The organism is Sorangium sp. So ce327 (assembly GCF_051530205.1).
Classification (GTDB): Bacteria; Myxococcota_A; Polyangia; order Polyangiales; family Polyangiaceae; genus Sorangium; species Sorangium cellulosum_B.
This window is the reverse complement of sequence record NZ_CP150330.1, coordinates 7,968,815-7,983,826: the sequence shown is the minus strand read 5'-3', so window position 1 is coordinate 7,983,826 and position 15,012 is coordinate 7,968,815. Positions and strand designations below refer to the sequence as shown.

8 protein-coding genes are annotated in these 15,012 nt (G+C 72.7%); 5 read left to right on the top strand and 3 right to left on the bottom strand.

The window, feature by feature from the left end:
• The first annotated feature begins 275 nt into the window (after positions 1-275).
• Positions 276-3,281, top strand: coding sequence for a PEP/pyruvate-binding domain-containing protein (locus WME95_RS29755; RefSeq protein ID WP_437902725.1), 3,006 nt, complete (start codon positions 276-278; stop codon positions 3,279-3,281).
• 169 nt (positions 3,282-3,450) lie between these two features.
• Here WME95_RS29755 and WME95_RS29750 read toward each other — a convergent pair whose 3' ends face one another.
• Positions 3,451-4,221 (bottom strand): hypothetical protein, encoded by a 771-nt coding sequence (locus WME95_RS29750; RefSeq protein ID WP_437902724.1) that lies wholly within the window; start codon positions 4,219-4,221, stop codon positions 3,451-3,453.
• A gap of 452 nt (positions 4,222-4,673) precedes the next feature.
• Between WME95_RS29750 and WME95_RS29745 the strand changes: the two genes are divergently transcribed.
• Positions 4,674-5,714, top strand: coding sequence for a Gfo/Idh/MocA family protein (locus WME95_RS29745; RefSeq protein WP_437902723.1), 1,041 nt, complete (start codon positions 4,674-4,676; stop codon positions 5,712-5,714).
• A gap of 7 nt (positions 5,715-5,721) precedes the next feature.
• Here the strand turns inward: WME95_RS29745 and WME95_RS29740 are convergent, their stop codons facing one another.
• Positions 5,722-9,258, bottom strand: coding sequence for an AgmX/PglI C-terminal domain-containing protein (locus WME95_RS29740; protein ID WP_437902722.1), 3,537 nt, complete (start codon positions 9,256-9,258; stop codon positions 5,722-5,724).
• Positions 9,259-9,532: 274 nt separating this feature from the next.
• Between WME95_RS29740 and WME95_RS29735 the strand changes: the two genes are divergently transcribed.
• Together WME95_RS29735 and WME95_RS29730 are read left to right on the top strand one after the other, a co-directional pair.
• Positions 9,533-10,207: a hypothetical protein gene (locus WME95_RS29735; RefSeq protein ID WP_437902721.1), complete on the top strand. Its 675-nt coding sequence runs from the start codon at positions 9,533-9,535 to the stop codon at positions 10,205-10,207.
• 51 nt (positions 10,208-10,258) lie between these two features.
• Positions 10,259-11,353: a Kelch repeat-containing protein gene (locus tag WME95_RS29730; protein WP_437902720.1), complete on the top strand. Its 1,095-nt coding sequence runs from the start codon at positions 10,259-10,261 to the stop codon at positions 11,351-11,353.
• A 113-nt stretch (positions 11,354-11,466) separates the two neighbouring features.
• Here WME95_RS29730 and WME95_RS29725 read toward each other — a convergent pair whose 3' ends face one another.
• Positions 11,467-13,545 carry an ATP-binding protein gene (locus WME95_RS29725; RefSeq protein ID WP_437902719.1) on the bottom strand — a complete coding sequence of 693 codons (2,079 nt, stop codon included), beginning with the start codon at positions 13,543-13,545 and terminating at the stop codon, positions 11,467-11,469.
• 164 nt (positions 13,546-13,709) lie between these two features.
• Here WME95_RS29725 and WME95_RS29720 point away from each other — a divergent pair, with 164 nt between their 5' ends.
• Entirely contained in the window at positions 13,710-14,936 is a 1,227-nt protein-coding gene (locus WME95_RS29720; RefSeq protein ID WP_437902718.1) for a sigma-54-dependent Fis family transcriptional regulator, read from the top strand.
• The last annotated feature ends 76 nt before the right edge of the window (positions 14,937-15,012 follow it).

The following is a 15,012-nucleotide window of genomic DNA, read 5'->3' as shown; positions in this document are numbered from 1 at the left end:
CGGCCGAATGGGCAGTTGACCGCATCCGCCGGCGCGGCCCCCTGGCGGTGACGGCGCAGGCGCTGGCACAGCCCGGCGCACGGCGAGCCACGCGTGCGGCCGAAGGACTGGATTCCACGAGCTTTTTGCGCCGCGCCAGGCGCCTGTGCGCGCGGCACGCCGCGTGCTGGCGGAGCGGGCATGACGGTGCAGGAACGACGGGAGCATGCATGATGGAGCGCTCACCCAGCGATCGCGTTCACCCTTTGTCCCAGCCGCGCGTGGGTGCGGCCCTCTTGTCGCTCGCCCTCGGCGTCGGCTGCTCGGGCGAGACCCAGCTCCCGACGGAGGAGCACCCACCGAAGCCGACGGTGTGCGACTTCGAGCTTCCCGCGGCCTCCTCGCCCGCGCTGAGCGGCGATCTTCGCATCAACGAGGTGATGACCGGCAACGACGGCGCCTGGGTCGACGAGGTCGGCGAGACGGACGATTTCATCGAGCTGATGAACATCGGCCAGCGCCCGCTCGATCTCGGGGAGTACGCGCTGAGCGACAAGTCCGGCAAGGCGACACGGCTGCCGAAGCTGACGCTCGGGCCGGGGCGAACGGCGCTGTTCTGGGCCGACGACACGCCGGAGCAGGGCCCGCTGCACCTGCCGTTCAAGCTCTCGAACTCGGGCGCGCGCGTGGCGCTGTGGTCGTCGTCGTGCCAGCTCGCCGACCTCGTGAATGTGCCGGAGCTGCCGCGGTCCGAGAGCTACGCGCGCTTGCCTGACGGCACGGGCGAGCCGTCGATCTGCCGCTATGCCACGCCCGAGCGAGCGAACGGCGAGACCTGCGGTCCGCCGGATCCGCCGAACCTCGACGACAGCATCCGCTTCGCGCCTTTCCAGTGGCCCGAGCCGTTCCCGGCCATCGCCGGGCCGCTGGTCATCTCCGAGCTCTCGCTGCGGCCCGCGGGGTTCGTCGAGGTGCTGAACGCGAGCGGCGCGCCCGTCGCGCTCGACGGCTTCGCGCTGCGCCTCGCGGCGCTCTCTCCGGGGCAAGCGCCGCCCGGCGCCGACGCGGGCGTGCTGCTCGCGTGGCCCGAGCCGTCCGTCACGCTCGCGCCCGGCGAGCGGGTGAGCGTCCCGGTGGGCGCGAGCGACACGGCCGAGATCGAGGCCTCGCCCGAGTTCGAGGGCGTGGCGACGCTGTGGCGCGAGGACAGCCCGGAGCCGAGCGATCGCATCGACTTCATGGCCTGGCCCGAGGGCGCGTCGCTGGCCCGCGTGCCCGACGCCACCGGGGCGCCGCGCTTCTGCGGGGCGGCGAGCCCCGGCGCCGCGAACGACGGCTGCGCCGAGCTCCCGGGGCGTGAGCTCGCGAGCGGGCGCGCGCACCGGCTGGAGACGGCCGCGGACTTCGCCGAGCTGGCCGAGGGCGGCACCGCGGTCGGTGAGCTCGGCGTCAAGTTCGTCGTCGACATGGCCGCGAACGACACGGTGCACCTCCTGAGCACGCGAAAGTGGGCGCTCCACTACACCTTTGTCCGCGAGCAGATCCGGAAGGAGCCCCACCTCGATCGCTGCGATCCCGAGCAAGCCGCGGAGTTCAACGTCGGCTGGGGGTTGTTCAGCCAGACCGAGTACTTCCGGTCCGAGGGCCGTCGCTACCTCCTCGGCACGCTTGTCGAGCACACCAACGGAGCCAAGACCGTCGAGTTCTCGCCCGGCGACCAGATCGTCGGCGAGCAGATGCGGCGCGCGTTCTTCGCGGCGATGAAGGCGGTGCCCGACCCGGAGGCGTGGGCGATACGGCCCACCGAGGGGCGCCAGATCATCGAGCTGCGGAAGATCGAGGGGACGGCGCCCATCGTGGGGCCGAACGCGCCGTACAAGGGGCTCACGTACCAGTCGCTCAACCCGGCCGAGGGCTTTGGCACGCTGACGTTCGTCCCGGCGCGCGATCTGGAGACGGCCGAGCTCGGGCCGAACGTGATCGTGGTGACCGACGACGTGCCGAACGAGACCGCGTTCATGGGCGGCCTCATCACCGAGGCCTTCCAGACGCCGCTCGCGCACGTGAACGTGCTGGCGCGCGGCCGGGGCACGCCCAACATGGCCCTGCGCGGCGCGCGCGACGACGCGCGCCTGAAGGCCCTGTTCGGCAAGCTGGTGCGGCTCGAGGTGCGCGCGTCGGACTTCGACATCCGCGAGGCCACCGCGCAGGAGGCGGACGCTTACTGGGAGAAGCGCAAGCCGACCGGCGAGCGGCTCTCGCCGGCGCTCGACCTCTCCGTGCGCGGGGTCGTGCCGCTCGACGCCGCGGGTTACGCCATGGGCGACAGCATCGGCTCCAAGGCGGCAGGCATGGCCGAGCTGTACCGCGTGAGCGGCGTGGGGCAGTATTGCCCGCTCGACCTCTTGCCGCTTTACGTGCCGCCCGCCGCGTTCGCGATCCCGTTCTCGCACTACATGGATCATTTCGAGGCGAGCGGCGCGGCGGAGCTCCTGGCCGAGCTCGAGCAGGATCCCGAGTTCCGCGCCGATCCGCACGCGCACGCCGAGGGCCTGGCCGAGGTGCGGGCGCGGATGCTGGCGCACCCGGTGGACCGCGCGATCTTGAGCGAGGTCACGGGCGCTGTCGAGCAGCGCTTCGGCGGCGACCGCGTGCGGCTGCGCAGCAGCAGCAACACCGAGGATCTCGCGACCTTCAACGGCGCCGGCCTGCACACGTCGACGAGCGGCGAGCTGGACGCCGCGTCGAGCTCCATCGAGGACGCGCTGCGCACCGTCTGGGCGAGCCTGTGGAACACGCGCGCTTACGATGAGCGCGAGTTCGGCCACGTCGAGCAGGCGCGCGCGGCCATGGCCGTGCTCGTGCATCAGGCCTGGCAATCGGAGCGCGCGCAGGGCGTGGCGATCAGCCGCAACGCGCTCGACGCCACCCGCGACAGCCAGTACTACATCAACGCGCAGATCGGGGAGGCCTCGGTCACCAACCCCGCGCCCGGCGTGACAAGCGACGAGATCGTGTACACGCCGCCGCCTCGCACGATCAAGGCGGAGTACCTCACGCGCTCGAGCCTGTCGCGCGGGCGCGACGTGCTGTCGTTCCCGGAGATCCAGCGGCTCGGGTGCGTGCTCGAGTCCGTCCACGCTCATTACCGGCCGCTGGTGGACCCGAAGGGGGAGAACCGGCTGTACGCGATGCAGATCGAATGGAAGCTGATCGGCCCGGAGCGCCGGCTGCTGGTCAAGCAGGCGCGGCCCTACAGCTTCGGCACGCTGGAGGCGCCCGGCGACTGCCGCGAATACTAGAGCGACGGTCACCCGCTTCGGATACGGGCCCACCTCGACGTTTTCGGTGCTCAGCGCACCGGAGTGCGCTTGCGCGCCGAAAACGCCGATCTGGGCCCGTCTCCTGTGCGGGTGACCGTCGCTCTGCTCGGCATGGTGCAGAGGGGGGCGGGAACCGCTGTAGATCCTCTCATTCGAGGAACACCGTGATCGGGTGCAAGCTCATGGTGGTCGAGCGGCTCGCCGGATCCGTGAAGCAGGAAGGGTGATAGATGCCGTTCTTGGGGGCGATGGGGTCGCAATAGCTGTCACACGGGCCCAGGAGTCGGATCGCCCCGCACGGTTGGATGGAGCCAGTCGCCTCGTCGATGTGCCCGGCGGCGCAGTCGCGGAGCGCCGCGCGTGAGCTCGCGTCGTTCTCTGGAACATGGCAGGCGTAGAGCGCCGGCGAGCTCCCGTAGATGTTGCCCCAGAACGCGCCCTCCTCCCTCGTGAACGTGGACAGCTCCGGCGAATTTTGTTTGTTGATCGCCTTGGTGGGTCCACGCGAAGAGATCACGACGGGGATCCTGTAGTAGTTGGTGCGCGCCGCGAGGCACGCCGAGACCCAGCGCTGCCCGTCACCGTCCAGCGGGATCCACGCCCAGCTCCGCGCGAGTCCGAGCACGCCTGTGTAGATCTCGTCGTGATAGACGCCAGAGGCGTCGATCCACCCGAAGCGGAATGATTGCGAGCTTTCGAGGGCGCATTCGACGGCGTACCTCAGGTGCTCGCGTGAGAGCGCGCCGTTCGGCCCGGGGTCCAGGATCGCGGTCAGCGCCTGCGAGCCAAGGGCGATGAGGCTCAAGGCGCCGATCGCCAGCGCGTTGGGGTTGAGCGCGTTGGGATTGAGCGCGTTGGGGTTGAGCGCGTTGGGATTGAGCGCATTGCCGGCCTCCAGCGCGCTCTGCGCTTCGCCCAAGGGCTCTTCCAGCCACACGCCGTCCCCGCCGCATCCGGTTCCGGCCAGAACGATGACCGGTATCAGGCCTACCACGGTATTTCGAGCCATATCAGTCCCCCACTGAAAGGCTGCAATTCTGGTAATAATGGCAGAGTTTGCTGAAGGTGTCGAGTGAGCGGGGCGAAGTAGTGGCGTGACGTCCGACGGACAGACGTCTGGAGCGTGAGGGGGACTTCGATGGCGTGCTCTGTTCCGCCGCCTGTTCCGCCCCTGGTCGATGTCGGGTACGTCATTGGCGGCGAGGAGCGCTCCGGGGAGGATGCCGCCGGCGGTCCAGAGGCTGTCTGGCGTCGAGGCGCGTCCGATGACGCAGGCCGCGATGGCGTCGAGCGCGTACGAGGAGGCCATCGTCACGTCCAGCGTTTACAGGCGCGCCGTCGACCGTTAGCTTCGCGAGCAGCGAGGTGCCCATGTCCACATCTGCCCAAGGTCCGACGTCCGACGAATCCCTCACCCCCGTGCGCTGGGGCGTCCTCGGGGCGAGCAACTTCGCGTTGACGGTCAGCCTGCCCGGCATGAAGCGGGGGCCGCTGACCCAGCTCACGGCGCTGGCGTCGCGCGACATCGGCAAGGCGCGCGACGCCGCGCGGTCGCTCGGGATCGCGAAGGCGTACGGCAGCTACGATGAGCTGCTCGAGGATCCGGAGATCGAGGCCGTCTACAACCCGCTGCCCAACCACCTGCACGTGACGTGGACGGCGCGCGCTGCCCGCGCCGGCAAGCACGTCCTGTGCGAGAAGCCGATCGCGCTCAGCGCCAGGGACGCGGAGGCGCTTGTCGACGTCCAGCGCGAGACGGGCAAGCTGATCGCCGAAGCGTTCATGATCCGCAACCACCCGCAGTGGCAGCAGGCCAGGGACTGGGTGCGAGGCGGCCAGATCGGCGACCTGGTCAGCGTCCAGGCGGCGTTCTCGTATTTCAACCGCGACGCCACCAACATCCGCAACAAGCAGGAAGTCGGGGGCGGCGCGCTCTACGACATCGGCTGCTACGCGGTGAACACGTCGCGCTTCCTGTTCGGACGCGAGCCCGTGCGGGCGATCGCGCTCGTCGAGCGCGATCCCGAGTTCGGCACCGATCGCTTGACCTCGGGCCTCGTCGACTACGGCGGCGCGCACCTGACGTTCACGTGCAGCACGCAGGCGGTGGCCTACCAGCGCGTGAACGCGCTCGGTAGCAAGGGCCGCCTCGAGATCGAGATCCCGTTCAACGCCCCCGCCGACGAGCCGTGCAAGGTCTTCCTCGATGACGGCTCGACGCTGAACTGCAGCTCGGCCAGGGTCACCTCGTTCCCCGCCGTCGACCAGTACCACCTGCAGAGCGAGGCGTTCTCGCGCGCCATCCGGACGGGCAGCCCGGTCGAGAACTCGATCGAGGTCGCGGTGGGCAACATGCGGGTCATCGACGCGCTCTTCCGTTCCGTCGAGAGCGGGCGCTGGGAGAGGGTCTAGCGGCGCGTCAGCGCGTGACGGCGCCGAGCTCCACGAAGGCGCCGTCGGTCATGACCACGAAGGGGCGCTCGTCGAAGGTCAGACCGCCCTTGCCGTCGTGGTCGACGATCTGCAGCTTGCCCATGCCGTAGCCCATCGGGCCGCGCGCGTAGTAGTGCGCCTGCAGGGTGTACCGGCTGGCCCGTTGCTCCCGGGGCGCGCGGATGGTGAAGCACTCGGGCCCGTAGCCGGTGGTCACGTCGGCGTAGAGGCGCCCGCCGCCTGGCAGCGCCGGGTCGCCGTAATAGGCGTGGCCGCCGCGGTCGTCCCGGATGTGGAAGTCGACGTCGTTGGCGTCGGTCTCCCAGTTCAGCACGAAGCGGAGCGAGGGCGCGCCCTCGAGCGCGGCGCCGGCCTTCGCGAGCCGGGCCAGGATGGCCGCCCGGCGCGCGGGCTCCACCTTGAGCCACGCCGCGGCGACCAGGCCGAGATCCTCGCGCAGGATGCTCTCCACGCCGGCGAAGCGCCCCGGCGGGTAGCGGCGCGCGATGCCCGCCGCGAGCGCGTCGAAGGCGGCGGCGTGCTCGCCCCGCTTGAGGCGGGCGAACGCGAGCAAGCGGTGGCTCGCGGGGTGGTCGGGGCGCTGCTCCCGCGCCTTCTCGTACGTGTCGACCGCCAGCTCGAGGCCGGCGCCGCCCGCGAGCCGCTCGAGGCGCGCGCCGGCGAAGCGGCGGAGGTCCGCGCGCGCCGGGAACAGGTCGATCAGCGAGCCGTACGCGCGGGCGGCGCCCGGCGTGTCGCCCGCCGCCTCGAGCGCCTCGCCGAGCGCGACGAGCGCGAGCACGTCGCCGGGGGCCTCCGCGCGCCAGGCCCGGGCGTCGCGCACGGCGGCCGGCGCGTCGCCCCGGGCGAGGGTGTCGTGGATCTGCTTGAAGCGGCCGGCATACGGCTCTGATCGCGGGGGCGCGGCGTCGTCGGGGGCGTCGGCGGCGTCGGGGGCGGCGGGCGCGGCGCTCGGGGGCGGCGAGAACAGGACGGGGTACACCACGTCGACGCTGCCGCCCTCGGGCGCGGGGAAGGTGAGGTCGCGCAAGGCGCGGACCACGCAGGAGACAACGGCCCTGTCGGGCAGATCGGAGCCGCCGTCGCGCGCGTTGATGAGCGCGCCGCGCGGGTCGATGGTGAAGCGCAGGGTGACGCGGCCTTGCAAGCCCTCGTCGCGCAGGAGCCCGCTCTCGTAGCAGAGGCGGAAGCGGCCGAAGTTCTGGCGGACGATGCGCTGGATCACCTCCGGCGGGAGGCGGCCGCTCACCTGGGTGGCGCCCATGCGAACCTGCGGCGCCCTGGTCCGGTGGCTGCCAGCGAGGCGGCCATGGCCGCTGCCGAAGCCCTGGCCGGTGCCCGTGGCGGCCGACACGGCGCTCGGCGCGGGCGCCGCGGCCCCGGCCGCGCTGCCGTGGCCAAGGGTGCCGATATTGCCGAGGCCGATGCCCTCGCCGCGGCCGCCGCCGCCCTCGCCGACGCCCGATAGCCCGAGCCCGCCGGCGCCCCCGCTGACGACCGACAGCGCGCGCCCGTCCGCGCCGAAGGAGTCCTTGCTGTCCGCGCCCGCAGGGGGCGCCGGCGGCGCGGGGGGAGCGCGCAGGGCGGCGCTCCCGCCAGGGGAAACGTCGGCGGCCTGCTCGGAGAAAATCTCGGCGCGCTTGCCAGGCGAACCGCCGGCGACCGGGCTTTGGGCCGGCGCGGGGCCCCACGGCTTCCCGCCCTGCGGCCGCGAGCGCCTCTGCACGGCGACGCGGCCGCCCTCCACGGTCAGGATGTCGGAGAGCCCTCGCCGGGCGATGTCGAAGCGCGCGTAGTCGTGATCGGTCTCCAGCACGAGCAGCGCGGTGTACGGGCTCAGCACCCGGTGCGCGATCGAGAGATCGATGATCTGCTTGCGGATCGCGTCCTGATTGCCACCTTCGCCCTCCCGGGCGAGGAGGCCGTCGATCTTCGCCCGGGCCCAGGAGCGCTGGAGCAGCGGGCGCTCCACGCCGCGGAGGTCGGGCGTCGTGGTGCGGCCGTCGACCGTGAGCCGGACGGGCAGCTCGGCCGGCACCTCGGCGTAGACGAGCGCCTCGTCGCCGGGCTGCACGCCGTTCAGGGTGCGGGGCCAGACCCAGCGCGCGCCCTCGATGTTCACGGCGATCCCCGAGCGCGTGGCCGAGCCGAGGCGCCGCTCGATCTCGGCGGCGCCGCGCGCGCCGTCGACCACGGCCCCGTCGCGGGGCAGGCCCGCCGCGACGAGCTGCCGCAGCGCGGCCTCGTCGCGGAGGCCGCCGAGCGCGACCGCGTCGAGCCGCTCGACCCCCGCGCCCCGCAGCGCCGCCGCGGCGCCGCGGAGCGCCCCCGTCGCGACCTCGCCCGCCGTGGCGATGCCGTCGGAGAGCAGCACGACGCGCCGCTGCCCGCGGGCCCGCGCGCGTTCGCCGGCCCAGCGGAGCGCGCGCCCGAGATCCGAGGCGCCGAGCGCCTGCCGCTCGCGGATGCGCGCGAGCTCCGCCTCGCCGAACGCCGCGGCCGCGCCGTCGAAGACGGGGGTGACGGCCTGGTCGTAGCAGGCGACGGTGAGCGGCGCGCCCGGGCCGCCTGCCTGGGCGACCGCCCGCGCGAGGGCCGCGAGCACGCCGAGCTGCTCCTCGAGCCCGAGCGCGCGTGAGGCGCTCGTGTCCACGAGGATCACCGCGGAGGCGAGGGGATCGGGCCGCGCGTCCACCGGAGCGTTCACGCGGGCGAGCACGAGCTCGCCGCTGCGCAGGCCGCCGCGCGCCTCGATCGACGTGAGCCGCGCGGGTTCCACCACGAAATCGGCCTCGGGCGCGGCGTCGTTCCGGCGCAGCGCGTGGACGGGCGCGGCGGCGCCGGCGACGGTGGCCTCGATGTCGAGGCGGCTCACCGTGGGCAGACCGCGCAAGGGGACGGCGAAGGGAGCGTCCGCGCGGAGCTCCTGGGAGTACGACAGGACGATGTGCTTCACGCCGCGCGCCGGGATGGGGAAGACCCGCGCGCTCACCTCGTTGCCCGCCGCCTGCTCGAGCAGCGCAGGGTCCTGCTTGCGGTGGAGGAAATCCTCGTACGCCTCGCGCGCGCGCTGGCGCTCGACGACCTCGCCCTCCTGCCATCGGTCGTCGATCTTCATGGCGAGGCGCCCGACGCTCGCGCCGGGCGGCAGCGTCACGCTGAAGGTGCCCTCGAGCACGCGATCCTCCGGGTTCTCGAAGGTGAGGTGCAGCTCGGCGAGCGCGAGCGGCGCCTCGATCACCGCGCGGCCGGTGAGCGCGACGAGGCGCAGCCCGGTGCCGTCCGCGGCGGTGAGCCGGAACGGCGCGGCCTCGGGGCGGCGCGCCGCGACGGCGACGGCCGGCGCGGCGGGCAGGGGGCGCGGCGCGGCTGGCCCGGGCGCGTGCGAGAGCGTGGCGGGGGTGGCGGGCGGCGAGGGGCTGTCGGCGCAGCTGAGGAGGGAAGGAACGAGGGCGGCGATCGCGGCGAGCGCAGCGCGGCTGCGGAAGAGGGCTCTGGGCACGGGGGATCTCCGGTCGTTGTGCGGTGGGCCGAGCCTGAGCGCGGGCCCGCCAGCGGTGGGGCAGGGCGATCGACAACCCGGGCGGGCCCGAGGTTCCCGCCTCGGTGAGCCCGGCCGAGCGGCGAATTCCAGGGCGTGGTCGGTGCGGCGTGGAGACGCAGGGGACTTGCGTCTTCTCGACGGACAGCATCGCCGCGGGGGCGCGACAGGGGCGCCAGCGCCGGCGTCGAGACATGTGTACGGCGTGCGCTTGAACTAGATTGCTGCGCACCTCATGCAGCTCCTGAACCTCCCTCCCGCCGAGCGCAGCTCGCTGCGTGTGCCGGGCGCGCCGTCGAGCCGCTGCCGGCTCGTCCCCGTCTTCCTGCTGGCGCTTGCGGCAGCCGCGTGCGGCGGCGGGGAGCGCGGGGGCCACGACCGTACGCGTGATGGCGGCGCCGGTGGCGACGGCGGCGCTGGCGGCAACGGCGGCGCTGGCGGCAACGGCGGCGCCGGGAGCGCGGGCCAAGGCGACGCGCGTTGCCACGACTACACGCGCTTCGACGCCGGGGGCCCCGTGGAGTTCCGGACGGAGGTGCTGCCGCTCCTGCAACGCTCCTGCGCGACCGGCGCCGCCTGTCATGCCGACACGCGCGGCGACACGACGCGGCCCTACCTGGGGCCGACCGCGAGCACGCCGCCGGCGCAGGTCAGCGCGGAGGAGCTCGCCGCCATCCGCGAGCAGAACGTGAACGTCGACTCCGGTGAGGCCTCCGGGATGAAGCGCGTGGCGCCGGGGGACCCGGAGCACAGTTACGTCATGCACAAGATCGATGGAACGCTCGAATGCGGGCTCGTCTCGTGCGACGAGGGGTGTGGCCTCGCGATGCCGCCGACGCTGAAGCCGCTCTCGGCCGACGAGAAAGACACCGTTCGCCGCTGGATCGCTCATGGCGCCGCGATCGATTGAGGAGGAGGCCGCCGGCGCTCGATGGCTTCACTGAAAAGGAGATCCGTCACGATGTCTCACAGGAACGGTTCGCTGTGGTTCACACGGTGCATGCTCGCCGCGGCGAGCGCTCTGGCAGTCCTGGGTTGCGGCGATGGCGACGACGAGCAGCTGCGGCCGGTCCCGACGCCCTCCGTGTTCCGCACGCTCCCCACGGTCCCCACGGGGGAGGCCAGGGAGCTCGATCTGCCGCGGGCTCAGCCCCCGCGCCGCTATCCCGACCTGCCGGAGGCCGTCAGCTCCTTTGGCGCCGCCCTCGCCGACGACACGATCTATACCTACGGGGGGAACCTCGGAGGAGGCTTTGCGGCCGAGCACCAGTCGACCGGGTTCCGGCGGCTCTCCCTCGCGCAAGGCGGCGCCTGGGAGGACCTCGGGGCCGTGGAGCACCTGGAGAGCATCGCGCTCGTGGCCCACGGCGGCTTCATCTACCGTATCGGCGGCCTCCGCGTGGACAGCGCCATCGACGAGCCGGAGGTCCTCACCTCGGTGGCGACGGTCCAGCGCTACGATCCGCGCGAAGGGACGTGGCAGGCCATGCCGGACCTGCCCGAGGGGCGCTCCGGGCACGGGGCCGTGGTGGTGGGTGACCGGCTGTACGTCGTGGGGGGCTGGACGCTCGCGGGCCCCGGCGAGCTGCTGACCCGGGGCGTCGTGCTCGACCTCTCGACGCCCGACGCGGCGTGGGTCCCCCTGCCCGAGGCGCCGTTCATGCTCCGCTCGCTGGGCGTCGCGAGGCGCGGTGACACGATCTACGCGCTCGGCGGCGTCGGCGAGGGGATGGCGTTCTCGGGCGAGGTCTACCGGTTCGACACGAAGACCGAGGCCTGGTCGCCCGGCCCGGCGCTCCCCTCGGAGATCCCGATTGCGGGCTTCGGCGCGACGGCGTGCAACGACGAACAGGACCTCTACCTCAACATCGTCGACGGCCTCTTCCGGCTCAACGCGGCGGGCGACGGCTGGGAGCCCGCGGGAGCCCTGGAGGTCACGCGGTATTTCAGCCCCCTCATCTGTCCTGGCGGCGGCGAGGTGATCGTCCTCGGCGGGCGATCCGCGGCGGACAACGAGCTGACCGCATCCGTCGAGTCCGTCGGCGTGGCGCAGTAACGGCCGCGCGCCGGGCGCAGGAGCGTCGGCTCATAGAGTGGAGCTGGTTCCAGTTTGCTGGAGTCGTGCAACCCGCCGGGCATGCGGCGAGGGGCGGGTTGGCCTCCCTGGGTTCAGCGCGTGACGGGGATCGTGCAGGAGAACGTCGTCCCCGCGCCGAGCTCGCTATCGACCGAGATCTGCCCCCCGTGCGCCTCGACGATGCCCTTGACGATGTACAGCCCGAGCCCCGCGCCCGCGCAGCGCGCCGCCCGCCCTTGCCAGTAGCGATCGAACAGGCGCGGGATGTCTTCCGGCCGGATCCCCGTGCCCGTGTCGCTGACGGACAGGCGGACATGGGGCCCCTGGCGCTCCGCGCCGATCGTGATCTCCCGTCCTTCGGCGGTGAACTTCAGGGCGTTGCCCACGAGGTTCGACAGCACCTGGAGCATGCGGCCACGGTCGCAGCCGAGCTCCAGGCCGCTCCCGGGAAGGAGGGTGTGGAGCTGGATCCGCTTCTGCTCGGCGAGCGGCGCCAGCATCTCGGTGACCTCGCGCACGAGCGAGCCCACCTCGCACAGCTGGATGTCCAGCTTCAGGCCCTTCGCCTCGATGATCGCGGCGTCGAGCAGCTCGCCGAGCATCTCGACGGCGCGCTCCGCGGCGCGCTTGATCTGCCGCGCCCGGTTGCGGATCGGCTGCCCCGCCGCGTCCGCCGGGGCCGATCGCTCGAGCAGGGCCGCGGCCAGGATGATCGACGACAGCGGGTTCCGGAGGTCGTGCGCCGCGATGGCCAGCGCCTCCTCGCGGAGCCGCCGCGCCCGCTGCTCGGCCTCGTAGAGGCGCGCGCGCTCCAGGGCCTGCGCGCATTGCAGGGCGAGCGTCGTCATGAAGCGCCGGTCGTCCTCGCTGATCCGGCAGGTGTCGCGATACGTGACCCCGAGCACCCCGATGGTCACGTCGCCCAGCGTCATGGGGACGCAGATCAGGGTCTTGGCCCAGTCGCCTGCCGGCGTGTCGGGATAGGCAGCCCGATACGCCGCGAGCGACTCGAAGATCAGCAGCTGGCCCGTGCGGATGCAGTCGACGACAGCCATGCGCGCGGACATCGGAATGCGGCGCAGGCGCGCGACGACGTCCTCGGGGTAGCCGGGCGCGCGGAGGACCTCGATCACGTCGTCCTCCGCGAGCAGCGCGACGTACCCCGCGTCGGCGCAGAGCGCGGCGAGCCCGAGCGAGAGGACCACCTCGGCCACCTGCGCGGGCGTCACCGCGCGCGAGAGCTCGGACGTGAACGTCTGGAGGCGCGCGACGCGCGCCTCCGCCAGCTCGACCCGGACGCGGGCGACGCGCTCGCAGGCGAGCGCCCGCTCCCGGGCGTCCTCGGCCCGCTTGCGGCGCTCGATCTCGTTCACGACCTCGACGACATACAGCGGCGCCCCCGCGCGATCGCGGGCGAGCGAGCGCGTGACCGCGACCCAGAGCATCGACCCGTCCCGCCGCACGCAGCGCTCCTCGGTGGTCGAAGAGGGGATCGTCCCATCGCCCAGCGCATGGACGTGCCGGAGCGCTCCCTCCGCGTGGTCCGGGTGGCGGAGATCCTGGGCGCGGAGCGCCATCAGCTCCTCGACGGTGTATCCGAGCAGCTCACAGAGCTTCGGGTTCACGCGGAGCAAGCGGTCGTCGAGGGAGACGTGGGCCATCCCCACCGCCGCCTGGTCGAAGGCCGCGCGGAACCGCTCGTCGCTCGAGGCGCGCGCGACGTTCGCGGCGCGCGCCTCGAGCAGAGCGCGGACGGCCGTCATCAGGAGCCGGCGCTCGGTCGGCCATGCGCGCGAGCCGGCACGACAGCAATCGTACGCGGAACCATACGCGGAACCATACGCGGAACCGTTCGTCGAACCGCACGTCGAACCGAGCATCGAGCTCGAGGTCGATGGCTGACCGCCGGCCGCGCTCGGCCGGCTGGCGTGCAGCACCGGCGTGGCCGCCGCGCCCAGCGCCGCCTGGAGGCGCTGGCAGAGCTCGCACCGCTCGCCGTCCGGCAGATCGACGCCGATGAGCACCAGGTCCGGCGGTCGATGGGCTCTTCGCAGGCTCTCCGCGACCGTCGCTGCGAGCTCGACCCGCAGCCCAGCGGCCTCGAGCGTGCGGCGGATCTCCTCTCGTTGGGCCTCGTCATGATCGACGATCAGGACGGTAGGTGCCTGCATACGGTCCGCGCTCTTCCTTGGGGAAAATGGAGAGTTGAAATAGCTCACTTCCTCACGGCTCGCCTCTCGAGGAGGCGTGTCGAGGGTACGAACTGTGCAAGATCCCGGAGCAGAATCGCGGACGATGGCGGACGCAACCGCGCGCTCGGACGAGGGGTGGGCTCATGGCAGCGTGGCTGGAATCAGCGCTCGAGGCGGGGCGCCTCTACCGCTCGATCGGCGCCCTGGAGGCGGAGCAGCTGCGTCCTCACGTGCACCGCGCCTGGGTGCGCTCTCACGGGGGAGGGGCCGATCCGCGCCGCCCCAAGGCCGAGTTCCTGAGCGCGCTCGACACCGAGCGCCTGCGCGAGCGGCACCGGGACCTCATCCTCGCCTCCGAACCCTACCTTCACGCGCTCAGCCTGGCCTCGGGCGACGAGCGCCACGCGGTGATGGTGGGGGACACGCGGGCGATCCTCCTGGATGTCCGCGGTGACGAGCAGACGCTCCACGGCCCCGAGCGGGTGCCCGGTGCCGGCGCGTTGCTTGATGAGAGCGTCTGTGGCGCGAACGGCGTCGGTACGGCGCTCGCCGAGGATGGCTATACGGAGCTCGTGGGGCCGGAGCATTTCATTCAGGGATTCCACGTCTTCACGTGCCATGGGCTCCCGCTCCGGGACGGCGATGGGGCGGCCATCGGCGTGCTCAGCCTCTCGGTCAGGAGACCCGAGATTGGCTTTCGTCTCCGGGAAATTCTGCTCTGCGCCGCGCGCGCCATCGAGATGGATCTCCTCGCCATGCGGCTCGAGCGGGACATGGAGCGTCTGCTCACTGCGCGGGACGTGCCCATCGAGGACCTGAGGCGGTTGCTCCAGGACATCCTCCAGGCGCGGGCCGCAGCGCGGCTCAGGATCGATCTCGCCGCGGATCAGCTCGCCGGGAGCGTCCTCGCCCAGACGCGCGATCTGCTCCACCTCGCCGCCAGCGTGCTGCGCCGCTTCCAGCGCTCCGCTGCGCTGTGGCGGGCGCTCGCGCTGGGCGAGGCGGCGGCGCCGCGCCCGGTGGCGCTCGACGCGCTGATCCGCGATCTCGCGGAGCTGCTGGAGGTCGAGTCGGCGGTCTTCAACGTCACGACCAGCATCGAGGAGATCGAGCCCGTGGTGGTCCAGGCGGACCACGACACCCTGGCGCGCGGGCTCTTTCGCGTGCTGGTGAGCGCCATCCGGGCTGCGCGCCGCGGCGCCGTGCACCTCGCGCTCCGAGCGAGGCCGACGGGCGGAGAGCTGTGCCTCACGCTCTCACCCGGCGCGGGGGTCGCCCCGCGCGCGCCGCGCCCCGTGCGGGTGCTGGTGCCGGCACACCCGGGAGCCCCGGAGCGCGCGCCGAGCGATCTCTCGGCGTGCGTGGCCTGAGCCGGCGGGCCCGCGCGCGCCGCTCACCGCAGGAGCGAGCCATCACCACCGCCGATCGAACGGCTTCGTCCCGGCG

What these genes read in the sequence shown, in the direction of transcription:
- WME95_RS29735 (WP_437902721.1), top strand. Translation starts at nt 9,533, where the DNA reads ATGCAGCTCCTGAACCTCCCTCCCGCCGAGCGCAGCTCGCTGCGTGTG.
- WME95_RS29730 (WP_437902720.1), top strand. Translation starts at nt 10,259, where the DNA reads ATGTCTCACAGGAACGGTTCGCTGTGGTTCACACGGTGCATGCTCGCC.
- WME95_RS29745 (WP_437902723.1), top strand. Translation starts at nt 4,674, where the DNA reads ATGTCCACATCTGCCCAAGGTCCGACGTCCGACGAATCCCTCACCCCC.
- WME95_RS29725 (WP_437902719.1), bottom strand. Translation starts at nt 13,545, where the DNA reads ATGCAGGCACCTACCGTCCTGATCGTCGATCATGACGAGGCCCAACGA.
- WME95_RS29720 (WP_437902718.1), top strand. Translation starts at nt 13,710, where the DNA reads ATGGCAGCGTGGCTGGAATCAGCGCTCGAGGCGGGGCGCCTCTACCGC.